The organism is Geodermatophilus sp. SYSU D01186, from assembly GCF_054050215.1.
This window is the reverse complement of record NZ_JBJGYW010000013.1, coordinates 46019-69193: the sequence shown is the minus strand read 5'-3', so window position 1 is coordinate 69193 and position 23175 is coordinate 46019. Positions and strand designations below refer to the sequence as shown.

The following is a 23175-nucleotide window of genomic DNA, read 5'->3' as shown; positions in this document are numbered from 1 at the left end:
CTCAGTACCGGTAGTGGTCCGACTTGAAGGGGCCCTCCACCGACACGCCGATGTAGTCGGCCTGCACCTTGGTCAGCTCGGTCAGCTTCACCCCGAGCGCGTCGAGGTGCAGCCGCGCCACGTGCTCGTCGAGCTTCTTGGGCAGCACGGTCACGCCGGGCGCCTGGCCCTCGTAGGCGGCCCGGTTGGTCCACAGCTCGATCTGGGCCAGCACCTGGTTGGAGAAGGAGGCGCTCATGACGAAGCTGGGGTGGCCGGTGGCGTTCCCCAGGTTCAGCAGGCGCCCCTCGGAGAGCACGATGATCGTGTGGCCGTCGGCGAACCGCCACTCGTCGACCTGCGGCTTGATCGTCGTCCGGGTGATGCCGGGCGTGCGGGCCAGGCCGGCCATGTCGATCTCGTTGTCGAAGTGGCCGATGTTGCCGACGATCGCCTGGTGCTTGGTCTGCCCGAGCAGCTCGGCGGTGATGATGTCCTTGTTGCCGGTGGCGGTGATGATGATGTCGGCCTTGCCGATGACCTCCTCGAGGGTGGTCACCTCGTAGCCGTGCATCGCCGCCTGCAGCGCGCAGATCGGGTCGATCTCGGTGACGATCACCCGCGCGCCCTGGCCGCGCAGCGACTCCGCGCAGCCCTTGCCGACGTCCCCGTAGCCGCAGACGACGGCGACCTTGCCGCCGATCATCACGTCGGTGGCGCGGTTGATGCCGTCGATCAGGGAGTGCCGGCAGCCGTAGAGGTTGTCGAACTTGCTCTTGGTGACCGAGTCGTTGACGTTGATCGCCGGGAACAGCAGCCGGCCGTCGCGGGCCAGCTCGTACAGGCGCATGACGCCGGTGGTGGTCTCCTCGGTGACGCCGGCGATGCCCTGGCCGATGCGGGTCCAGTACTGCCCGTCGGCGGCGAGGGTGCCGCGCAGGACGTCGAGGATGACGCCGTACTCCTCGGAGTCGGCCTCGGTCGTGTCCGGGACGGCCCCGTCGGCCTCGAAGCGGGTGCCCAGGTGCACGAGCAGGGTCGCGTCGCCGCCGTCGTCCAGGAGCATGTTCGGGCCGACGACGTCCCCGGCCTCGTTCCGGAACTCGAACAGCCGCTGCGTGCACCACCAGTACTCCTCCAGCGTCTCGCCCTTCCAGGCGAACACCGGGACGCCGGCGGGCTCCTCGGGGGTGCCGTCGCCGACGACGATCGCGGCGGCTGCGTGGTCCTGGGTGGAGAAGATGTTGCAGCTGACCCAGCGGACGTCCGCGCCCAGCGCGGTGAGCGTCTCGATGAGGACGGCGGTCTGCACGGTCATGTGCAGCGAGCCGGCGATGCGGGCGCCGGCCAGGGGCTGGGCCTCGCCGTACTCGGCGCGCAGCGCCATCAGGCCGGGCATCTCGTGCTCGGCGAGGGTGATCTCCTTGCGGCCGAAGCCGGCGAGGGAGAGGTCGGCGACCTTGAAGTCGCCGTCGTTCAGGACGCGGGTGCCGGTCGAGGCAGTCATGTCGCTCCAGGTTCCGGCCCGGCCACCCGGCCAGGCCATGCGTGTTCGCTGCGATCCCCGCGCACGGCGGGGAGAGCGAGCATGCCGAGGCTTCGGCGGGGCTCGTGCCGTCGTCCAGCGTACGCGGACGACGCCGCGGAGCTCACTCGCAGCCGACGCCGTCCCCGTCCCCGTCGAAGGCGTCCCGCCAGCCCGGCTCGCCCCGGCGGATGGGCGCGGCGCCGGCGGCCCGGACGGCGCCGCAGTCGGCGTAGCCGACCTCGGCCGGGGACGTCGCCGCCGGATCGCCACCGGGCAGTGGCTCCGCGGGGCAGTCCGACAGCACGGTGGCCGCGGCGTTGCGCTCGGCGCGGGTCACCCACAGCCCGTACCCGGACTTCACCGCGACCTGCCGGGCCACGTAGGCGCAGCGGTAGGACCGGTCGGGCGGCAGCCAGGTCGCGGCGTCGCCGTCCCCCTTCTGCATGTTCAGCGGGCCGTCGACGGCGAGCAGGTTCAGCGGGTCGTTGGCGAAGGCGGTGCGGCGGGCGGGATCCCAGCCCTGGGCGCCCTTCTGCCAGGCGTCGGACAGGGCGACGACGTGGTCGATCTGCACGTCGTCGCTGGTGTCCTGGCCGCGCCGGAACTCGATGGTGCGCCCGGAGTAGGGGTCGGCGAGGGTGCCGGTGAGGACGACGCAGTTGCGCGTCGTCTCGCCGGTCAGGTCGCGGGCCAGCACGTCGTTGCGGGTGTCGCAGCCGTTGCGGTCGACGTCGACCCAGCCGTCGCCGAAGCGGTCGCGCTCGTACCCGGTGCTCGGCGCGCGCCCCTTCACCGCCAGGTCCCCGAGGACCGCCAGCGCCGAGCCGGGCGGTGCGGTGTCGATCGCCTCCTGCGCGGCGGCGTCGGAGAGGACGCCGGTGGGCGGCCCGCCGGCGTCCTCGGCGAGCGGCTCGCAAGCGCTGAGGGCCCCGGCGAGCGCGAGCGCGGCCAGGGTCGACCGCACGCCGGCGCGGCGCCGGCGCGGGAGAGCGGTGGTGCGGGCGGTCACGGGCCTCCCCGGTGCGGAAGCGACGGGACGACGCTAGGCCGCCGTCCCGTCGCTCCCGGGGCGCCACGCCCCGGCTCACCCCGGCGTCGGCCGGCCCGGGTCGGTGATGCGGACGACGACCTGCTCGTTGTTGGACGTGTAGGCCTCGTACTCGACCTGCGCGCCGGTGCGGTCCAGCCACTCCTCCCAGGCCCGGAACTCGTGCTGCTCCCAGCCGGGGAAGTTGAAGAACTCGTCGAAGACCAGCACCGATCCGGCGGCCAGCCGGGGCCCGACCTGGTCCAGCACCGTCACCGCCGAGGAGTAGAGGTCCCCGTCGACGTGCACGAAGTCGACCGTGCCGGGGTGGTCGGCCAGGAATCCGGGGAGGGTGTCGTCGAACCAGCCCACCACCAGCTCGGCGCCGTCGACGTCCGGCAGCCCGCCCACGGCGAAGGCGCCCGCCCGGACGTGCGGCCGGTAGTCCTCGGGCAGGCCCTTGAAGGAGTCGAACCCGAAGACGTCGCGGCGCCCGCGTTCACGGGCGATGACCTCCAGGGACCGCCCCTCGAAGACGCCGAACTCCAGGGCCAGCCCGCCCCGCGGCGCGATCTGCACCCCGTACTCGAGGGTGCTCTCCCGGTCGTGGAAGGCGCGGGCCGTCGGCATCGCCCGCGCGGCGAACCGCGCCGAGCCCACGGCCGCGTCCCGCTCCCCGGCCGCCAGCAGGTCGCGGCGGGAGCGGAACTCCACCTCGTGGACCGCGCCGATCGCGCGGTCGACCTCGGCGGCGACGACGTCGCGGACCACCCGCGCCAGCCGCGCCTCGGCGGGTGCGACCACCGTCCGCACCAGCCACCGTCGGGCCGCCGCTGCGACCCTGCCCCGCCCCTGCCCTCGTCGTCCTCGCGCCATGCGACCGCCTCGTCCTCCCGGCGGCCGCCCCGGGCCGGCGCCGGACCTCCGGGGAACCTAGCGGTTCCCCGGCCCGCGCCGCCCCGGCTCCGTCGCGGCTACGGGCTGTCGAACAGCCGGCCCCACGTCGCGCGGGAGGTCAGCTCCGGGACGCCGGCCCGCCACCGGTCCCGGGCCTGGTCGCCCTCCCGGGACAGCCGCCACAGCACGGCCGCCCCGCGCCGGCTCAGGTCGCGCATCAGCTGCCGGTCGTAGCGGCGTACCCGGACGCCCTCCTGCGAGGGGTCGGTCACCACGGCGGTCTCGAACAGCGACACGTGCCACCAGTGGGCGTCGGCGTCGCTGATCGCGGCCTTGCCCTTCGCCTTGCCCAGCAGCTGCCAGAGGACACGCTTGGCCAGCACGGACTTCGGCATCGACGGGGTCCCCCCGGCCACGGTGCGCTCGATCGCGTCGGCGTCCACGCCGGGCACCGCCGAGGCGGGGTGGTTCTTCGTCTCGGGGTGGGCCGACCACAGCGCGCGGATCTCGCGGGACACCCCCGCGCCGCCGTCGGCGAGGACCTCCGGGCCGCGCAGGAAGTCCTCGACCGCCTTGAGCATGAGCACCGCCAGTCCGTAGCGCATCGAGACCAGGTAGTTGGCCAGCTGGCGGGCCAGGTGCTCGACGATGCGCCCACGGTCGAACTCCCCGTGCAGGGCGCTGGTGATCAGCGAGTTGCGGAAGCTGAAGTACCGCGACCAGTCGTCCCAGTTCTTCCACGCGAAGTCGGCGTGCCACACGCCGGCCCCCGGCAGCGTCACGGTCGGGAAGCCGGCGGCCCGGGCCCGCAGGCCGAACTCGATGTCGTCCCACTGGAAGAAGACCGGCAGCGGGTAGCCGACCGCCGAGACCACCTCGGAGGGGATCAGGCAGGTCCACCAGGCGTTGTACGCCGCGTCGACCCGGACCTCCTGCTTCTCCTTGGTGACGTCGGCGTTGGTCAGCGCGTCGGGCACGGGCAGGCCCGCCCGCAGGATGTCCAGGTCGGCGGACTCGGCGCCGACGTGCAGCCGCTCGGGGTGGAACAGGTTGAGCATCTGGCCGCCGACGAGGATCGGCTTGGCGGCGGCGTCGGCGAGGCCGGTGAGGCGCACGGCGGTGTCCGGCTCCAGCCGGATGTCGTCGTCCATCAGCAGCAGGTTGACCCGGTCGACGGTCTCGTTGCGGACCGCCTCGTAGATGCCCCGGGTGAAGCCGCCCGCGCCGCCCAGGTTGGGCTGGCGCACGTAGCGCAGGACCGGCCCGAAGGCCTCCTGCAGCTGCGGGAACGCCGCCCGCGAGTCGACGGTGTCGGTGCCCTGGTCGATGACGTAGACCGCGCTCAGCCCCGAGGCGACCTCGACGTCCGAGGCGAGGGTCTGCAGGGTGGCGATGCAGTCGTCGGCCCGGTTGTAGGTGCAGATGACCACGGCCGTGGCACGGCGGCGCCGGACCGCGGGCACCGTCCAGCGCACCTGGGTGACGGTGAGCGGGGCGGCGGCGGTCTCGAACTCCAGCCACAGGGCGCCGCCGTCGACGAACCGGTCGATCGCCGCGGTGAGGCGCAGGTGCTCGGCGTCCGCGTCGCTCACCCGTGCGGTGGCCACCGTGCGCGCGACCCCCCGGCTGTCGGAGGCCATGACGCGGACCACCCCGGTGCCGCTGGCGACCAGGGTGACCCGGACCTGGTCGGCGGAGGTCCAGCGCTGCCAGTAGGAGGCGGGGAACCGGCCGAAGTAGGTGTTGGTCGAGACGACGGCGTGCGGGTCGAGGACGACGCGGTCACGCTCGCGCACCGCCGCACCCTCGGCCGCGATGCTGTAGAGGTCCGCGGGCGCCTCGGGGAAGAGCCCGGCGAAGAGGGTGCGCTGCACCAGCAGCCGTTCGCCCACCGGGGTCGCGGCGGGTGCACGCGTCTGGGGCGCGGTGGTCGGGGTCGAAAGGACCATGAGAAGCGGGTACTCCCGTCGAGCCGGTGATGAGCTGCGCCCGACCGTAACCGGGGTGGTCGGTACTCGGCCTGGGATCGGCCGTCTACCCAGGCAGTTAGCAGCGCGGCACGCTGCCGTGCCGGTCGGGTGTGGCGCTGCGTCTCCGATCGGTCACGCAGCGGTTCGACGGCGGCGGCGCCGGCCCCACCACCAGACGCCGGACTGCACGAGCACCACCAGGGCGGCGGCCGCGGCGGCGAGGGCGCCGGCGCGCAGCCCGGGTGCCCGGTACTCCAGCACGAGGGAGTGCTCCCCCGCCGGCACCTCGACCGCCAGCAGGCCGGCCGGGCCGTCGACCACCTCGACCGGCCGGCCGTCGACGGTCGCGGTGTACCCGGGCCAGGTCAGGCGCGCGAACAGCAGGCGGCCCGGCTCCGTGGCGCGGTAGCGGACCTCCTCGCGCCGGGCGGTGGCGGAGTCGGCGAGGACGGCGGTGCCGGGCGACGCCCAGGACACCCGGCCCTCGTCGTCCACGGGCCGGTCGCGCACCCAGACGACCCGCACCGGCGTCTCGAGGGCCACCCGCCAGCCCGGCGGCGGCTCGAGCGCGGCGACGTCCGGCCGCAGCGACCGCTGCACGACCAGGGTCGACACCTGCATCGCGTCGACCAGCGGGACGTCGTAGCCCGGGCCGGCCGGCTGCCAGACGCGGTCGAACGCCTCCGGGCAGGTCGCCCCGCGGTAGTCCATGCACAGCTCGGCGGTGAACTCGCGGAACCCGATGCCGCTGTAGCTGGTCACGGTCGACACGCCGGTCGCCCGCGGCAGGTTGCCGAAGAGGATCTCGCCGTCGCGCATCTGCTCGGTGCCGACGCCGGCGAGGGCGGCCAGCTGCAGCACGGTGCCCTCGTAGGTCGACGTGCCCTCGGCCACCGACGGCAGGTCGTAGGCCGGCTGGGCCGGCGGCGGGGCGCCCTCCGGGCGGGCCGGGAACACGCTGGTCTGGAGGGTGAGGACGCACGCGGTGCCGGCGACCACCACCGCGCCGAGGGCCGGCAGGCCGCGACGGCGACCGGCCAGGACGGCCAGCGCGGTCAGCCCGGCGACGAGCAGCAGCCCCCCGAGGTGGACGCTGCCGAGGTCGGCCGGCTGCACCGCCCAGGCCAGGTAGTACCCGGCGGCGACGACGGCCGCGCTGACCACCGCCCGGGTGCGCACCGCGGTCGTGGCCAGGCCGGCGGAGAGGACGACGGCGAACAGCACCGCCACCGGCAGCCACAGGTACTCGACCAGGCGGACCGGCCACCGGAACAGCCAGAGGTTGGAGGGGCCCAGCGTGGCCAGCAGGTACCAGCCGCCCACGACGAACACGCTGACCAGCGAGCGCGCCCGGCGGCGCAGCCGGTCCCAGCGCAGCCACGGCAGCAGGGGCAGGACGAACCAGGCGAGGTAGGTGGAGGGCAGGCTCTCCAGCAGGGCGCCGTTCCAGTTGGTGATCGACGGCAGGTAGGTCGGCGAGCTGGCCGCCAGCAGGTCGCCGAGGTCGGGCACGAGGAACGTGTCGTTGACGACCTCGGCCAGCTGCTCCCGCGAGGACACCGCGTTGGCCCCCAGCAGCGGCAGGAAGACCTGGAGGGCGACCACCCCGACACAGGCGCCGAGCACGGCCAGGTGGACCAGCCGGGCCCACCGCCGGCGCAGCAGCAGCTCGACGCCGAGCGCCGCCACCACGACCGCCAGCCCGAGCGGCCCGTAGGGGTTGCCCGTGGTGACCGCCAGGAAGCCGAAGACGAAGGGGACCAGCGGGGTGAGCCGGCCGCGGGTGACCCGGTGCGCGGACCACCAGAAGTGCGTGACCCAGGTGACGGCGAAGAGCCCGGCCGGCCAGCCCGACGCCTCGTACCAGAGGGTGAAGCCGGCCACCGGGAGTGCGGTCGCGACGACGGCGGCCGGCCAGCGGGCCGCACCGTAGCCGCGGGCCAGCAGGAACACGCCCATGGCCAGCAGCCCGAGGAACTCCACCATGACGACGAACGCGGCGAGCGACAGGTTGTCGAACGTGGAGACCAGCACGAAGTTCGCCAGGTTGACCGGGTTCCAGATGCCGGTCAGCGCCTCGGCGGCGTAGTTGCCGCCCACCCACCCGGCCGGGTCCATGGCCGGCCACTGCCCGGCGCGCAGCTGCCGGCCGAACAGGTGCCACAGCGGCGCGAACTGCTCGTGCTGGTCGCCCACGTAGTAGAAGAAGTCGCCCCGCCACTGGGGGATGACGCCCAGGGCCCACACCAGCGCCCCGACGCCGAGGGTGACCAGCCACTCGGGCAGCCGGCGGCGCCGCCGCGGCGCGGGGTGGTCGCCGGCGTCGGCGGCCACCTCGGGTGCCGCGGCGGGGGCGGGGTGCTCGTGGGTGCGCGCCGTCACCTGCCCACCTCTCGCGGCGCCGCGCCGACGGGCACCTCCGGCCGGCCGGACAGCACCCTGCGGGACAGCAGGTAGGTGACCGGGATCGCGGCGGCCGCGGCCACCAGGGGGGCGATGCGCTCGCCCATCCCGAACCACTCGACCAGGACCACGACCCCCACCGTCGTCATCACGTAGTTCGTCGCGTTGGTCAGCGGGAACAGCGCGAACTTCCGCCAGGTCGGCCGGGTGTGGAAGGTCCAGTAGCAGTTGAGGAAGAACGACACGACCATCGCCACCGCGATCGCGCACAGGTGCGCCGCCAGGTAGTGCACGACGGTGCGCAGCAGGAGGTAGCTGCCGTAGTAGACCCCGGTGTTGACGACGCCGACGACGGCGAACCGGGCGACGGGACGCAGCCGGGCCGGGATCACGGCCACGGTGCGGCGTCGCCCGGGACGGGGCTCGTCCCCGCGTCGCCGGCCGGACGCGACGCCGCGGCCCGCGTGCCGCTCCCCCGCGGGATCCGCCGCGTGACGTGCGCGGATCCGGTCTCCGCCGTCTGCGGGGCCTGCGCGCCGGGGGCCCGCACGGGGCCGGGGTGGACGGGGACGGCCTCGTTGACGCCGTCCGTGGCGACGTAGTTCCCGACCACGACCGTGCTGCGCGCCGGTGCCCGGGTCCGCCGCGGGGTGACCGTCGGCGCGTGGTCGTCGCTGGACTCGGCGACGAGGAAGTGCGGCCGCTGCTTGGACTCGTAGTAGATGCGGCCGACGTACTCCCCGATCACCCCGAGGAAGAGCAGTTGCAGCCCACCGAGGCCGATGACCGCGGCCACCAGGGTGATGTACCCGGGCACGGTGACGCCGTCGACGATGGCCGCGACCACGAGGAACGCGGTGTAGCCGAACGCCAGCGCGGTGACGACGAGACCCACGTAGATCGCCAGCCGCAGCGGGGCGTTGTTGAACGACATCACCCCATCGATGCCGTAGTTGAGCAGCCGGCGCAGCGTCCAGCGGCTGGCGTCGCCGCCGTACCGGGACTCGTTGCGGTAGTCGATCGTGGCGGTCGGGAACCCGATCCAGGCGAACAGGCCCTTGGAGAAGCGGTTGTACTCGCCCAGTTGCAGCAGCGCGTCCACCGCGCGGCGACTGAGCAGCCGGAAGTCCCCGACGCCGTCCTCGATGCGCACCTCGACGAGGGCGTTCACCAGCCGGTAGTACGTCCGCGAGAGCAGGGTGCGGCCGAGCGCGTCGCCGTCCCGGGTCCGGCGGGCCACCACCTGGTCGTGGCCCTGGTGGTGCAGCTCGAGCATGTCCACGATCAGTCGCGGGGGGTGCTGCAGGTCGGCGTCCATGATCACGACCGCGTCGCCGCGGGCGTAGGCCAGGCCGGCGAGCATCGCCGACTCCTTGCCGAAGTTCCGGCTCAGCGAGACGTACCGCACCCGGGGGTCCGCGACGCTGAGCTGCCGGAGCACCTCGACGGTGCGGTCCCGGCTGCCGTCGTCCACGAGCACGATCTCCAGCTCGACGCCGGTCGGCTGCACCGCCGCGCGGACCTGGTCCACCAGTTCCGGGAGCACGCGCTCCTCGTTGTGGCACGGCACGACGACGGACAGCAACATGCCCGCCATCCTCCCGGAACGGGAGCCGGTGCGCAGGCGACTGCTGCGCGGCGGTCTCCGGCGCCGCGGGGTCAGCGCAGCTGGGTGGTGGTGCGGTACAGGACGGCCGGCCCGCGGGCGGTGACCGGCTCACCGGCGGGGACGAACGCCGACTGCCCCTTATCCAGCACCAGCTCGCCGTCGGCCGCGGCCAGGACGGCGCGCCCGTCGGTGCACAGCAGCACCTGCGGCCCGCGGGTGGTGAGGACGCCGGCCTGCTCGTCGAGCTGGACGTGGGTGAGGTCGAAGTCCTGCACGGGCACCGGGTAGCGCAGTCCACCCGGACCGAGGACGGGGTGGATGACCGGCACGCGCCCGTCGCTGAAGTCGAGCACCTCGATCAGCGCCGCCAGGTCCACGTGCTTGGCGGTCAGGCCGCCGCGCAGGACGTTGTCGGAGCTGGCCATGACCTCCACGCCGGCCCCGCTGAGGTAGGCGTGCAGGTTGCCGGCAGGCAGGAAGACCGCCTCCCCCGGCGCCAGCTTGAGGTGGTTGCACATCAGCGAGATGACGACTCCCGGGTCACCCGGGTAGGCCTCGGCCAGCGTCGCGGCCCAGCGGTAGGTGTTGATGAACTCCGGGTCGTGCGCGGCCACGAAGCGGGCCGCGGCCTCGGCGACGGCCTGGACGAGCGAGGTCCGGCGCCGGCCGGACAGCGCCAGCAGCTGCGGGATGGCCCCGCGCAGCCCGCCGCGGGCCAGCGCGGCGATCGTCGGCTTGAGCTCCGGCAGCTGGAGCTTGGCCAGGCAGTGCAGCGACTCCTCGACCGGCCGGAAGCCGCACAGGGCCTCGAAGGTGGTCAGGGCCAGCAGCAGCTCGGGCTTGTGCCACGGGTCCTTGAACGTCCGCGTGGGGTCGTCGTGCGGCACCCCGGCGGCCTCCTCGGCGGCGAACCCCGCCGCGGCCTGCTCCATGGTGGGGTGCGCCTGCAGCGACAGCGGCGCGTCGGCGGCGAGCACCTTCATGAGGAAGGGCAGGCGCGGCCCGAACCGCTCGACCACGGGCGCACCGAGCAGCCGCTCCGGCTCCTCGGCGATGGCCCGGTCCAGCGGCCGGCCGTCGGCCAGCACGCTCGGCTGGTCGGGGTGCGCGCCCATCCAGAGCTCGGCGTGCGGCAGCTGCGCGGGGGTGGGCTCCCCGAGGAGCTCCGGGATGACGGTCCGGCTGCCCCACGGGTAGAAGCGGACCGCACTGGTGAGCTGCCACATCACGGAGGAGGCTACTGGCGACTCGAGCACAGCAGGGATGTCGGAACGCCCACGTACCGGATGGAGTGCACCCCCCTCCGCCTGCCCCGTCGGGGTGAGTCGGTCGGCCGCCACCGGTCCGTCCCCCGCAGGCCCCGGTCCGCTCCTCGCTCGCAGCGCTCCCTGCGGTGCCCCTCGGGGAACAGCTGTCTCAGACGGCGGACCGCACGTCCGGTGCGCCCAGCCGCGCGGCGTCCGCGGTGCGGTCGTCGGGCATCCGCTGCGACTCCCGCTCGGCCTCCACCCGCGCTGCGTAGTGCGCGACCTCGCGCGCTACGCGCTCGGCGTCCCACCCCAGCGGCCCGGCCATCAGCTCCGCCACCGCCGGCGCGGACTCGGTGCCGCGGTGCGGCGTGGTGATCGACACCCGCGTGCGCCGGGTGAGGACGTCGTCCAGGTGCAGCGCCCCCTCGGCGGTGACCGCGTGCACGACCTCGGCGGCCAGGTGCGCGGGCGCCCCGGGCAGGGGAAGTCCCAGCGCCGGGTCGGCGCGGACCAGGTCCAGCACCTCGGTCACCTGGTCGCCGTGGCGGTGCAGCAGCCGGTCGACGGCGTCCTCGGGCAGGCCGGACGCGGCGGCCAGCTCCGCGGCGCGGTGCCGGACGGCGTCCCAGCCGTGCGCGCCCACCAGTGGCAGGTGCGCGGTCCGCGACGGGGGGACGCCGGGCAGCCCGGCGGTGGCGGCGTCGACGGCGTCGGCCGCCATCACCCGGTAGGTCGTGTACTTGCCACCGGCGACCAGCACCAGCCCGGGGACGGGCGTGACGACGGCGTGCTCGCGGGACAGCCGGCTGGTCTGGTCGGCCTCCCCCGCCAGCAGCGGCCGCAGCCCGGCGTAGACCCCGACGACCTGGTCGACGGTGACCGGCTTGGCCAGCACCCGGTTGACCTGGTCGAGCAGGTAGGCGATGTCGGCGCTGCTGGCCGCCGGGTGGTCGCGGTCGAGCTTCCACGGGGTGTCGGTGGTGCCGATGATCCACTGCTCACCCCACGGGATCACGAACAGCACGCTCGTCGGCGTCCGCAGGATCAGCCCGGTCCGCTCGCCGTCCGGGACGTCCCCGACGTCGATCGCCGACCGGGGCACGACCAGGTGCACGCCCTTGGAGGCTCGGACCCGCAGGCTGGGCGCGGTGGTGCCGAGCATCGCGCCGACGTCGTCGCTCCAGACGCCGGTGGCGGCCACGACGCTGCGCGCCCGCACCGGGAACGACGACCCGTCGGTCAGGTCGGACACCCGCACGCCGACCACCGGGGCACTGCTGCCCTCGCCGTCCCGCAGCAGCCCGGTCACGCGGGCACTGGAGAGCACGCGGGCGCCGTAGCCGGCCGCCGTCCGCACGACGGCGAGGGTGTGCCGGGCGTCGTCCACCTGGGCGTCCCAGTAGCGGATGGCGCCGACCACCGCGTCGGGGCGCAGCGCCGGGAAGGCGGCCAGGGTCGCCCGGCGGGACAGGTGCCGGTGGACCGGGACGACACGCTCGGCGTCCAGTGCGCTGCTGAGGACGTCGTACAGCGCCACGCCCGCCCCGTAGTAGGCGCGCTGCCAGGCCGGAGCGGTGAGCGGGAGCAGGAACGGCAGCGGCCGGACCAGGTGCGGGGCGATCGTCTGCACCAGCCGGGTGCGCTCGTGCAGCGCCTCGCGCACCAGCGGGAAGGCCAGCTGCTCGAGGTAGCGCAGGCCGCCGTGGACGAGCTTGCTGGAGCGGCTGGAGGTGCCCGCCGCCCAGTCCCGCGCCTCCAGCAGCCCGACCGACAGCCCCCGGCTGGCGGCGTCCAGGGCGGCGCCGGCCCCGGTCACGCCCCCGCCGACGACGAGCACGTCCACCACCTCGTCGGCCAGCAGCGCCCGGTCGGCGCGCCGCCGCTCCGGCGAGAGGTGCGTGCGGCTCATGCCCCCACTCTGCTCCGGCTGCCACCCGGGCGGGGTGCGACCTGGATCACTCCCCTGGCGGGCTCAGTGGGCCGCCCCGGCCTTGCGCCGGTGGAACAGGCTCATGACCGCCACGATCAGACCACCGACGAGGAGGCCGAAGAGGGCGCTGGCGAGCGTGTTGACCAGCCAGCCGAGGACGCCCCCGACAGCGCCGGCGGCCTCGTGGACCGCCTCCTCCCAGTGGTGCACCGTCCCGTAGAGGAGGTGCAGCCCCAGCTCGTCGGTGCCGACCAGCAGGATGTGCCCGCCGACCCACAGCATCGCGGCCGTGCCGACCACGGTGATGACGGCGAGCAGCTTCGGCATCGCCTTCACCATGCCGTGGCCCAGCCGGGACACCGCCTTCGAGGAGCGCTGCGACAGGTTCAGGCCGACGTCGTCCATCTTCACGATGAGGCCGACGACGCCGTACACGAGGAGCGTGATGCCGATCGCGACGACCGCGAGGATGACCGCCCGGGCCCAGAAGCCCTCGTCGACCACCTCGTTCAGCGAGATCACCATGATCTCCGCGGACAGGATGAAGTCGGTCCGCACGGCCCCGGACACGATGGTGTCCTCGTCCGGCGGCCCCGCCTCCTCCGCACCGTGGGCGTCGCCGTGGCCGCGCAGCTTGTGCCAGACCTTCTCCGCGCCCTCGTAGGACAGGTAGGCGCCGCCGACCATGAGGATCGGCGTGAGCAGCCACGGGAGGAACTGGCTGAGCAGCAGCACCGCGGGCAGCAGGATGAGCAGCTTGTTGCGCAGCGACCCCATGGCGATGCGCTTGATGATCGGGATCTCGCGCTCGGCGGCCAGGCCGTGCACGTACTGAGGGGTGACCGCGGTGTCGTCGACCACGACGCCGGCGGCCTTCGCGCTGGCCTTGCCGGCAGCGGCACCGATGTCGTCGACGGATGCCGCGGCGGCGCGCGCCAGCGTCGCGACGTCGTCGAACAGGGCTACGAGTCCACCCGCCACGGGAGGTCCTTCCGGTCGGTCAGCACCGGCGTGCTGTCTCGGTCATGGGGATCTCACGCCCGGGTGGGGGCGCGCTCGTCGACGGGGACGCCGGGAACCGGGGAGTTCACGAGGCCGCTCCCCTCTCGGTGTCCAGTGCCAGCGCCAGGTAGACGGCGGTGAAGTCGGCCACGGCCAGCTGCCGCGCCAGCCGGGGTAGCCGGCCGTACCGCTCCGGTTCCCCGTGCTCGGCCAGTCCACTCACGGGCACGTTGGACGTCGCCGCGGTGCGCAGCGCCTCCTGCAGCGCCTCCCGCGCCGACCGGGGCTCACGCTCACCCGCGCCGTCGTGCTCCCCGGCGTCGGTGTCGCGGATGGTCAGCAGCCGCAGCCGGCGGCCGGTGTCCTCGGCGCGGTCGCGGAAGAAGTCGTCGGCGCCGGCCTCCGGTGCCAGCGGGCCGCGGAGCACCGAGCACGCGGCCACCCGCTGGTCGGGCATGCGGAAGGTGGTCGCCGGCAGGCCGGCGAGGGTGGCCAGCTGGTCGGCGATCCGGATGGCGGCGGTGCCGGCCAGCGGCCCCTCGGCGGCGATCACCGGGAGCGCGTCGAGCAGCTCCAGGGCCAGGGTCTTCGCCGGGTTGACGAAGGACTCCTGCGCCGGCCCGCACTCGCCGGCCACCTCGTCGAGGGTCGCCGCGATCGACTCGAGGTCGGCCAACCCGGGCGACAGCAGCTCCAGGTCGACCGCCAGCTTGAGCAGCGGCGTGAGCAGCGACCACAGCGTGGTGTGCCGCACCCGGGACCGCGGGAGCGGCACGTAGGGCGCGCGGGCGGTCGAGCAGGCCGCGCGCAGCGGGGCGTCGTCGGCGCCGATGCCCAGCAGGGTCACCCCGCGGCGCGCGGCCTCGTAGGCCGGGGTCACCGCGTACCGGCCGGCTCCGGTGCGGGTGGCGACGACGGCGATGTCGCTGGGGCCGGTCCACACCGGCAGGTCCGGCCCGGGGACGACGTCCACGGTGACCGGGCTGGCCGGACCGAGGAGTGCGCGCAGCACCGACGCGGCGACCGCGCCCTCGCGCCGGGCGACGATCACCAGGCCGCGGGGGCGCCCCCCGGCGGTGACCCGCTCCAGGCCGGCCTCCTCGGTCAGCCGGGCGGTCTCCCGGACCTGCGCCCCGGCCCCCGCCACGGCCGGCAGCAGGCCCCGCGGGTCGCGGGCGCGCAGCACGTCGAGGTCGTCGAAGACCTCCTCGGCGAGCTCCGGCGAGATCACGCCGGGCGCTCCCCGCGGTGCCGGGCCTCGTCGAGCAGCAGCACCGGGATGCCGTCGCGGACGGGGAAGGCCCGGTCGCACGTCGTGCACAGCAGCTCACCGGCCGCCTCGTCCACCGTCAGCGGGCTGTGGTGGGTGTCGGGGCAGGCGAGGATCTCCAGCAGGGCGGGGTCGAGACCCAGCGGGCCGGTCGGGGACGTCACGCCGGGCCCTCCGCGTCGACGTGGAGCGCCAGCGGAACGTCGTCGTGGGGTGTGGTCATGCGCGCACCATCTCCAGCACTCGGTCTCGGAGCTCGGTCATCCGCGCCGCGTCGGGCGCCTCGACGTTGAGCCGCAGCAGGGGTTCGGTGTTGCTCGCCCGCAGGTTGAACCACGAGCCGTCGGCCAGGGTGACGGTCAGCCCGTCGAGGTCGTCGACGGTCGCGCCGTCCTCGCCCTCGAAGGCCTCGCGGACCGCCCTCGCGCTGCCCGCCGCGTCGGCGACGGTGGAGTTGACCTCGCCCGACGCGGCGTAGCGGCTGTAGCCCGCGGTCAGCTCCGACAGCGGCCGGCTCTGCTCCCCCAGCGCGGCCAGCACGTGCATGGCCGCGAGCATGCCCGTGTCGGCCCGCCAGAAATCACGGAAGTAGTAGTGCGCGGAGTGCTCGCCACCGAAGACGGCGTCCGTGCGGGCCATCTCGGCCTTGATGAACGAGTGCCCGACGCGGGTGCGCACCGGCTCGCCACCGTGCTCGCGCACGATCTCCGGCACCGCCCGCGAGGTGATCAGGTTGTGGATGATCGTCGTCCCGTGCCCCTTGGCCAGCTCGCGCACCGCGACCAGCGCCGTGATCGCCGAGGGGCTCACCGGCTCGCCGCGCTCGTCGATCACGAACACCCGGTCGGCGTCGCCGTCGAAGGCGAGCCCGAGGTCGGCGCCGGTGCGGCGCACCTCGGCCTGCAGGTCGACGAGGTTGGCCGGGTCCAGCGGGTTGGCCTCGTGGTTGGGAAAGCTGCCGTCGAGCTCGAAGTACATCGGCAGCACGGTCAGCGGCAGGTCGGCCAGGACGACGGGCACCGTGTGGCCGCCCATGCCGTTGCCGGCGTCGACGACGACGCGCAGCGGCCGGATCTGCGTGAGGTCGACCAGCGTGCGCAGGTGGGCGGCGTACCCGGCGAGCAGGTCGCGCTGGGCGATGGCGGCGGTCCGCTCCGGGACGCGGTCGTAGGCGTCCCGCTCGGCCCACTCCCGGATCGTGGCCAGCCCCGAGTCCTGCCCCACGGGCGCGGCGCCGGCCCGGCAGAGCTTGATGCCGTTGTACTGCGCCGGGTTGTGGCTGGCGGTGAACATCGCCCCCGGGACGCCGAGGGAGCCGGAGGCGAAGTACAGCAGGTCGGTGGAGCCCAACCCGGCCTCGACGACGTCGACACCGCGGCTGAGCACGCCCTCGGCGAAGGCCCGCGACAGGGGCACCGAGGAGTCGCGCATGTCGTGGGCGGTGACGACAGCGGTCGCGCCGCTCTCCTGCGCCATGAGCTCGGCGAACGCGGCGCCGATGCGGCGGGCGACGGTCTCGTCCCACTCCCCGGGGACCAGGCCCCGGACGTCGTAGGCCTTGATGATCGAGGAGAGGTCGCGCACGACCGGGACACTATAAGGACCCCGTCCTCCTCACGCCTCGCAGGCTCGGCGTGAGCCTCTGGACGGGGCCGGGGAGGGCTTCAGGTGATGTCGGGGAGGACCCGCAGGTGGCCGCGGCGGGTGCCGCTGCCGTCGTCGGCGGGGTTGCGCGGTGGCTCGGGCCGGGCCGCCTCGCGGACGGCGTCGGCCAGGGCGAGAAGGTCGTCGCCGGTCGGGCCGGAGTCCTCGACGTCGATCTCGTGCCGGACGACCTCCCAGCCGCGCGGGACGGTCAGCCGCTCGGCGTGGAACTCGCAGAGGTCGTAGCTGTGTGGCTCCGAGAACGTCGCCAACGGGCCGACGACAGCGGTCGACTCCGCGTACACGTAGGTCAGAGTCGCTGCCGCCGGTTGCGCGCAGCCGCTGCGCGAGCAGCGACGTGACTGCCTCACCACCGGTTCCTCACGCACCGCACAGTAGACGCGTACCCGGGTCGTTGGCATCAGGCACACCGCGAATTGCGCCCGTGACGACAGCAGCAGTCCCATCCTCCACGACGGTCCCGTGGACCCCTCCAGGACGCCGCGGCGGGTCCGCACGGGCGCGATCGGCGGCGCGGGGCACCCCGGCCGTACGCTCGCACTCGCCATGAGCCGACCCGCCCGTTCCCGCCGCGACCGGCACGGCCGCGGGCTGCGCGGGCGGCTGGTCCCCGACGGGGTGCCGTTGGCCCGCAGCCGCGGCGAGCAGTTCGACGACCTCGTGCTCGACGCGGTCGAGGACCTCGAGCGGCGGTGGGAGAAGGAACTGGCCGGCGTCGAGTTCGCCGTCGAGGACGTCCCGTGGGTGGAGCACACCAGCCCCGACGAGGTGGTGCTCGACGCCGACGTCCTGGAGGACGGCAGCGTCCCGCTGGCCCGCGTGCTGCCGGCCCACCGGGAGGGAGGCCGCGAGGTGCCGCCACGAATCGTCGTCTACCGGCGGCCGCTGGAGCTGCGCGCACACGACCGCGACGACCTCGCCGACCTCGTGCGCGACGTCGTCGTGGACCAGGTGGCGGTGCTGCTGGGGCGCGACCCGGAGGAGATCGACCCCACGAGCTGAAGAAGGACCCCGTCCTCCTCACCCCTCGCGGGCTCGGGGCGAGCCTCGGGACGGGGCCGGCGACGGGCCCCTGCAGGGGGCCGTTCCCTCACGTCACCACGGGACTGCCCAGCTCCGCCGCGATGCCGCGCGCGTCGACCAGCCGCGCCCGGCAGAAGGCGAGGTCCAGGCCGTCGCCGCGGTCGGCGCGGGTGAGCCGGTCGGCGAGCTGCTCGAGGGCGACGGCGTGCCAGAGCAGGCCGACGTCGGGCTCCTCCCAGCCGGCCGTGCGGTCGAGCACGACCCGGGCGATCCCGGCGCGGTCCTCCTCGTCCGGCGTGCTGGCCCACAGGGTCAGCAGGTCGCGGTGCCGCGGCCCCGAGCGGACGCCGGTCCACTCCAGCACCACCATGCGGCCGGCGTCGTCGAGGACGGCGTTGGCGGCGCGGAGGTCCCCGTGGGTCACCTCCGACAGGGGCAGCTGGGCGGCCGCCGCCCGGACCGCCCGGAGCTCGCCCAGCCGGACGCCCCCGCGCACCAGCCGCCCGGTGGAGCCGACCGAGGCGCGGGCCCGGCGCAGGGTCGGCGGGGCAGGCGGGTGCCAGGGACTGCCCGGGGGCGCGGGCAGCGGCGCGATGCGCATGGCGGCATCCACGGCGGCCTCCGTCCAGCGGGGCCCGCCGCCGGGCACGGGGTGCACGCGGCGGGACAGCAGCCACCGCCCGTCGTCGGCGGCGGCCAGCACCTCCGGGACGCCGATCTGCCGCTCCTCCGCCCAGCGCCGGCCCCGCAGCTCCGCCCGCAACCGCCGTCGTCCGCTCTCGGTGACCGCGAGGTCGACCACCCGGTCGGCGAGGACGCCCTGGACCACGCCCAGCGACGCGGACAGATCGGTGACCCCGGTGAGCGGCTGCTCGACGCCGAGCTCGGTCAGCAGCGCGCCCACCCGTTCCCGCGCCGCACCCTCTGCCACTCCCCCGTTGCTGGTCACCCCAGGAGCCTCCCAGCCCGCCACCGACCCCGCACGCAGTCCGGCCGGACGTCGCCGGCGTCCCTGGGATGCTTGCCGGGATGGACTCCTCCGCGCCGGCCGCCGTGCCCTGGATCGTGCTGGGCGCGGCGCTGCTCGCGCTGGCGGTGGTCGCCGTGGTCCTGCTGACCGGCCGCCGGGGTGGTGCCGGCGCCGTCCGGCGGGAGCCCGCCGCGCCCCCGCCGGCGGCGCGCTTCCCGCACGACGACCTGCCCGGGTTCCTCGACGCGCCGCCCGGCACGCCGGCGACGCCCGCTCCCGAACCGCCCGCCCACCCCGCGCCCGCCAGGGAGGAGGCCGCGGACGCGGACGCCGGGCCGGGTGCCGGCCGCGCGGTGGCCGGGATGGCCGCGGTCGCCTTCCTGCTCGTCGGCGCCCTGGCCGTCGTCGCCGCCGGCACGCGGGACGACGACCTCCCGGCCGCGGCGGAGCAGCCGGCTCCGCCTCCGGCCGCGACGCCGACCACCGGGACGCCCACGGCCGCCCCGGTCCCGGAGCTGCCCGGCGTGCCGGCCGACCCGCTGCCGGGTGAGAGCGGCGCCGGCGCGCTGGCCGACCGCTCGGTGCCGCTCGGCGAGGACGGCGTCACCGCCACGCTCGGCTTCGGGGGGATCGTCGTCGAGCGGCACGCGGTGGGCATCACCGTCGCCGAGCCCGTGGTCAGCGTGACCGCGACCGGCGACCCGGCCGGGGAGGACGGCGCGGCGCTGGCGCACCTGTCCCTGCCGACCTGGAACTGCGTGGCCGACGAGCCGCCGGCCGACCCGGAGGCGGCCGGCTGCGTGCGGTCGACGACCGAGTACGCCGACCTGCCCTCCCCCGCTCTGGAGGTCACGCGGGACGGCGACGACGTCCGGCTGACCGGCCGCTTCCCCACCTACACCCGGCCGATCGCCACCGCCCCCGCCTACACCGGGCGGGTGTACGAGCTCACGGTCACCATCTCGCCGGCCGGTCCGGTGCACGACGGCGGCGCGGTGGCCGAGGCGACGCTGTTCCTCGGCACCGACCGGACGTCGACGACGCGCGGGGGGTTCAACGTGATCCGGTACGCCGGCTGAGCGGCCCGCCGGACAGCGTCAGGGAGACGACCGGCGCACCCATCTCGCGGCGCAGGCCGCCCACGTCGGAGGAACCCCACCAGGGCCGGCGGTCGGCGCCGTCGACGAGGGTCAGCAGCCCGGCCCGCAGCCGCTCCCCGTCGGCCAGCACGGCCAGCTCCACCTGGTCGATCGCGGCGTGCAGGCGGGTGGCGGCCCGCAGCAGCAGGCGGGTCCGGGGGTCGGGCTCGCGGGCCAGCAGCTGCGGCAGCCACCGGTCCAGCTCGCGGGGGTCGCGGGTGCGGTGCACCGGCCCGGTCTCGTCGAGCGCGTCGACCAGGCGGGCGCTGCGCGCGGTGGAGAAGGCCGCCTCCGGCCGCAGCCGGCCGAGCTCGCGCAGCGTGGGGTCCCCCAGCGGCAGCCCGGTCAGGCGCAGCGTCCACGGCCGGCGCACCCGGGCGAGGAGGTCCAGCACGCCGGCGGCCAGCCGCGCGGCCGCGGCGTCGTCCCGCACCGGCAGGCGGGCGGATGCCGCACCCGGGGGGACCGGGGCGTCGTCCCCGAGGAGGGTGACGCCGACCGTCGGGCCGCGGCCGTCGACGACGAGCGCGGCCAGCGCGGCGAGGCCGCCCACCCGGTCGGGGTCGCGGTCGACGACGACCGCGACCGGCCGGGTGCCCGGCCGGCGGCGGGTGGCGGCGACGTTGAGCACGGTGGTGAGCCAGGGGCTCCGGGCGGTGACCGGGGCGCGGACGGCCGCCTGGAGGGGGACGGCGGCGCGGAGCTCACGGACCACCTCGGCCCGGCCGGTCGCCAGCCGGGTCAGCGGCCCCCACGTCGTCACACCCCGAATAGCACCACAGCCGCCGACGGCGCTGCGTCGGCGGCTGTGGGACAGCTGACGGGTGGTGTCACACGGCGGTGTGTGCGGGGCGGGGAGTCCTCAGACGGCGCGGCGACGCAGGCGGCGCCGCTCCCGCTCGGAGAGCCCGCCCCAGATGCCGAAGCGCTCGTCGTTGGCCAGCGCGTACTCGAGGCACTCGGCCTTGACCTCGCAGCCGGTGCAGATCTTCTTGGCCTCGCGGGTGGAGCCGCCCTTCTCGGGGAAGAACGCCTCGGGGTCGGTCTCGGCGCACAGCGCCCGCTCCTGCCACGACTGGGCGTCGGCCTCCAGGCCCGCGCTCCAGATGCCGGCGAAGAGCTGCCCGGCACCCTCGACGCCGCGGTCGGCGTTCCGCTCCGACGCGCTGACGTAGTCGCTCAGCCACGAGACCTCTGCCATGACGATGCGTCCCCTCTCGCTCCCCCGGTGCGCGCCCTCCGGGACGATCCCGGGCCGCTCGGCACTTGCTGACACCGCGGGAATTACACGCGTGTCGTTGCGTAGGCGTCAACTTCGCGCGGTGTAAGCGACTCGCCACACCAGCCCCGCCTGTCACACCCTGTTCGTCACTTCTCGTCCCACCCCCCGACACGCCCGCCGAACAGTCGACAACTGCCCATGGGGCACGATGACTTTCGTGCAGATCGTCGTGCTCGCCGGAGGTGTCGGCGGAGCCCGATTCCTGGCCGGTCTCCGCGCCGCCGTCCCCGAGGCCGGGCTGACCGCCGTCGTCAACACCGGGGACGACGTCACGATGCACGGCCTGCGGATCTGCCCGGACCTCGACACGGTCATGTACACCCTCGGCGGCGGCATCGACCCCGACCGCGGCTGGGGGCGGCTCGGCGAGAGCTGGACGGTCAAGGAGGAACTGGCCGGTTACGGGGCCGAGCCGACCTGGTTCGGCCTCGGCGACCGCGACCTCGCCACCCACCTCGTGCGCACCCGGATGCTCGACGCCGGCTACCCGCTGTCCCAGGTGACCGCCGCGCTGTGCGACCGCTGGCAGCCCGGCGTCGACCTGCTGCCGATGAGCGACCAGCGGGTCGAGACCCACGTCGTCGTGGCCGACCCCGACAGCGGGCGGCAGCAGGCGATCCACTTCCAGGAGTGGTGGGTCCGCCACCGCGCGGCGCTGCCGGCGTCGGCCTTCGTCCAGGTCGGCGTGGACACCGCCCGCCCCGCCCCCGGTGTCGCCGAGGCGTTCGCCGCCGCCGACGCCGTCCTGCTGGCGCCGTCCAACCCGGTGGTGTCCATCGGGACCGTGCTGGGCGTGCCGGGGATGCGCGAGGCGCTGCTGGCCACGCCGGGCCGGGTCGTCGGGGTCTCCCCCATCGTCTCCGGTGCCGTGGTCCGCGGGATGGCCGACCGCTGCCTGCCGGTGGTCGGCGTGGAGGTCAGCGCGGAGGGCGTCGGCCGGCACTACGGCGCCCGCACGGCCAGCGGGCTGCTGGACGCCTGGCTGGTGCACACCGGCGATCCCGCCGACGTCCCCGGTGTCGACGTCCGCGCCGTCCCGCTGCTCATGAGCGACCCGGCCGCCACGGCCGCGATGGCGCGTGCCGCCCTGGACGCCGCCGGTGTCTGAAGAAGGACCCCGTCCTCCCCACCGCTCGCACGCTCGCGGCGGTGCCCTGGACGGGGCCGCCCGAGAGGGATCTGTGCCTCTTGCCGGGATCTCCGTCCACCCGGTCTCCGGGCTGCCGGAGTTCTCCCCCGGCGACGACCTGGCCGCAGCCATCGCCGGCGCCGCTCCGTGGCTGGCCGACGGCGACGTCGTCGTCGTCACCTCCAAGGTGGTCTCCAAGGTCGAGGGCCGGCTGGTGCGCGTCGAGCCGGGCGCCGACCGGGAGGCCGCCCGCCAGCGGGCCATCGACGCCGAGACGGTGCGGGTGGTGGCCCGCCGCGGGCCGCTGCGGATCGTGGAGACCCGCCAGGGCTGGGTGGTGGCCGCGGCCGGCATCGACGCCTCCAACGTCCCCGGCGACGCGCTGGTGCTGCTGCCGGAGGACGCGGACGCCTCCGCGCGGGCGCTGCGGGCGCGACTGGCGGAGCTGCTCGGCGTCACCGTCGCCGTGGTCGTCAGCGACACGTTCGGCCGCACCTGGCGGGAGGGGCTCACCGACGTCGCGGTGGGGTCGGCCGGGATCGCCGCGCTGGTCGACCACCGCGGCGACGTCGACGCCCACGGCAACCGGCTGGAGACCACCCAGGTCGCCGTCGTCGACGAGCTCGCCGCCGCCGCGGACCTGGTGAAGGGCAAGCTGGCCGGGATCCCGGTGGCCGTCGTCCGCGGTGTGGCCGTCGACCCGCCGGCCGACGACGCCGGCACCCGGCCGCTGGTGCGCCTGGGCCCCGGCGACCTCTTCCCCTACGGGAGCCGCGACCTGGTGGGCTCCCGCGCACCCGGGGCCGACCTCGTGCCCCGGCCCGGCGAGCTGGACGCCGTCGCCGGGGCCTTCCGCGTCGCGGTCGCCGCGCTGCCGGAGTTCCCGGTCGTGCTGCGCTACGGCGGTGAGGAGGACGGGGTGGTCGACGTCCACCTGCCCGACCGGGCGACGACGACACACGCGCTCAACCTGGGCGCCCTGGTGGGCGCGGTGATCGTGCAGCTGCACGCGGAGGGCTGGACGACGCGCTGGGAGCCGGCGGCGACGGCCGGGGGCACCTCACTCGTCGGGAGGTTGTGGCTCGGTTCGCCGGCGCCCTGA

General features: G+C 75.2%; 21 protein-coding genes. 4 read left to right on the top strand and 17 right to left on the bottom strand.

Translation table 11 applies throughout. From position 1 onward, the window contains the following. Position 1 precedes the first annotated feature (1 nt). The 14 genes from ahcY to ACI784_RS11590 form a co-directional block, all read right to left on the bottom strand. A complete protein-coding gene (ahcY, locus tag ACI784_RS11655) occupies positions 2–1486 on the bottom strand; it encodes an adenosylhomocysteinase (RefSeq protein WP_456923839.1) in 1485 nt (494 codons plus the stop codon). Positions 1487–1628: 142 nt separating this feature from the next. After that, positions 1629–2516, bottom strand: a complete 888-nt coding sequence (locus ACI784_RS11650; protein ID WP_457013594.1) for a GmrSD restriction endonuclease domain-containing protein — start codon at positions 2514–2516, stop codon at positions 1629–1631. A gap of 75 nt (positions 2517–2591) precedes the next feature. After that, the gene (locus ACI784_RS11645; RefSeq protein ID WP_457013593.1) at positions 2592–3338 is read right to left on the bottom strand and encodes a class I SAM-dependent methyltransferase; all 747 of its coding nucleotides are present in this window, start codon (positions 3336–3338) and stop codon (positions 2592–2594) included. 170 nt (positions 3339–3508) lie between these two features. Beyond that, positions 3509–5380: a glycosyltransferase gene (locus ACI784_RS11640; RefSeq protein WP_457013592.1), complete on the bottom strand. Its 1872-nt coding sequence runs from the start codon at positions 5378–5380 to the stop codon at positions 3509–3511. 153 nt (positions 5381–5533) lie between these two features. Then, positions 5534–7783, bottom strand: coding sequence for a hypothetical protein (locus ACI784_RS11635; RefSeq protein WP_457013591.1), 2250 nt, complete (start codon positions 7781–7783; stop codon positions 5534–5536). Next, a complete protein-coding gene (locus ACI784_RS11630) occupies positions 7780–8202 on the bottom strand; it encodes a GtrA family protein (protein ID WP_457013590.1) in 423 nt (140 codons plus the stop codon). The genes ACI784_RS11635 and ACI784_RS11630 overlap by 4 nt, the downstream gene beginning before the upstream one ends. Continuing rightward, positions 8193–9392, bottom strand: a complete 1200-nt coding sequence (locus tag ACI784_RS11625) for a glycosyltransferase family 2 protein (protein WP_456923845.1) — start codon at positions 9390–9392, stop codon at positions 8193–8195. The genes ACI784_RS11630 and ACI784_RS11625 overlap by 10 nt, the downstream gene beginning before the upstream one ends. Positions 9393–9463: 71 nt before the next feature. Beyond that, complete coding sequence (manA, locus tag ACI784_RS11620) at positions 9464–10639, bottom strand: mannose-6-phosphate isomerase, class I (protein WP_457013589.1); 1176 nt, start codon at positions 10637–10639, stop codon at positions 9464–9466. Between the two features lie 190 nt (positions 10640–10829). After that, positions 10830–12572 carry a glycerol-3-phosphate dehydrogenase/oxidase gene (locus tag ACI784_RS11615; protein ID WP_457013588.1) on the bottom strand — a complete coding sequence of 581 codons (1743 nt, stop codon included), beginning with the start codon at positions 12570–12572 and terminating at the stop codon, positions 10830–10832. A gap of 63 nt (positions 12573–12635) precedes the next feature. Next, positions 12636–13574: a DUF808 domain-containing protein gene (locus ACI784_RS11610; RefSeq protein WP_456923848.1), complete on the bottom strand. Its 939-nt coding sequence runs from the start codon at positions 13572–13574 to the stop codon at positions 12636–12638. 106 nt (positions 13575–13680) lie between these two features. After that, positions 13681–14826, bottom strand: coding sequence for an SIS domain-containing protein (locus ACI784_RS11605; RefSeq protein ID WP_456923849.1), 1146 nt, complete (start codon positions 14824–14826; stop codon positions 13681–13683). Next, positions 14823–15029, bottom strand: a complete 207-nt coding sequence (locus ACI784_RS11600; protein WP_456923850.1) for a Trm112 family protein — start codon at positions 15027–15029, stop codon at positions 14823–14825. Before ACI784_RS11600 ends, ACI784_RS11605 begins: the two co-directional genes overlap by 4 nt. Before the next feature lie 55 nt (positions 15030–15084). Continuing rightward, positions 15085–16449, bottom strand: coding sequence for a phosphomannomutase/phosphoglucomutase (locus tag ACI784_RS11595; protein ID WP_456923851.1), 1365 nt, complete (start codon positions 16447–16449; stop codon positions 15085–15087). 80 nt (positions 16450–16529) lie between these two features. Then, positions 16530–16931, bottom strand: a complete 402-nt coding sequence (locus tag ACI784_RS11590; protein WP_280173874.1) for a DUF3499 domain-containing protein — start codon at positions 16929–16931, stop codon at positions 16530–16532. 145 nt (positions 16932–17076) lie between these two features. Between ACI784_RS11590 and ACI784_RS11585 the strand changes: the two genes are divergently transcribed. Continuing rightward, the gene (locus ACI784_RS11585; protein WP_456923852.1) at positions 17077–17532 is read left to right on the top strand and encodes a metallopeptidase family protein; all 456 of its coding nucleotides are present in this window, start codon (positions 17077–17079) and stop codon (positions 17530–17532) included. Between the two features lie 88 nt (positions 17533–17620). Here ACI784_RS11585 and ACI784_RS11580 read toward each other — a convergent pair whose 3' ends face one another. Continuing rightward, complete coding sequence (locus ACI784_RS11580; RefSeq protein ID WP_457013587.1) at positions 17621–18502, bottom strand: phosphotransferase; 882 nt, start codon at positions 18500–18502, stop codon at positions 17621–17623. Positions 18503–18582: 80 nt separating this feature from the next. On the opposite strand from ACI784_RS11580, the gene ACI784_RS11575 reads away from it, so the two are divergent. Next, entirely contained in the window at positions 18583–19602 is a 1020-nt protein-coding gene (locus ACI784_RS11575) for a hypothetical protein (RefSeq protein WP_457013586.1), read from the top strand. Here the strand turns inward: ACI784_RS11575 and ACI784_RS11570 are convergent. Continuing rightward, positions 19577–20425: a hypothetical protein gene (locus ACI784_RS11570; protein ID WP_457013585.1), complete on the bottom strand. Its 849-nt coding sequence runs from the start codon at positions 20423–20425 to the stop codon at positions 19577–19579. The two genes, ACI784_RS11575 and ACI784_RS11570, sit on opposite strands and share 26 nt — an antisense overlap. 99 nt (positions 20426–20524) lie before the next feature. Beyond that, complete coding sequence (locus tag ACI784_RS11565) at positions 20525–20863, bottom strand: WhiB family transcriptional regulator (RefSeq protein WP_456923856.1); 339 nt, start codon at positions 20861–20863, stop codon at positions 20525–20527. A gap of 238 nt (positions 20864–21101) precedes the next feature. Between ACI784_RS11565 and cofD the strand changes: the two genes are divergently transcribed. Together cofD and ACI784_RS11555 are read left to right on the top strand one after the other, a co-directional pair. Next, the gene (gene cofD / locus ACI784_RS11560; protein ID WP_457013584.1) at positions 21102–22052 is read left to right on the top strand and encodes a 2-phospho-L-lactate transferase; all 951 of its coding nucleotides are present in this window, start codon (positions 21102–21104) and stop codon (positions 22050–22052) included. A 73-nt stretch (positions 22053–22125) separates the two neighbouring features. Continuing rightward, entirely contained in the window at positions 22126–23175 is a 1050-nt protein-coding gene (locus ACI784_RS11555; protein ID WP_456923858.1) for a coenzyme F420-0:L-glutamate ligase, read from the top strand.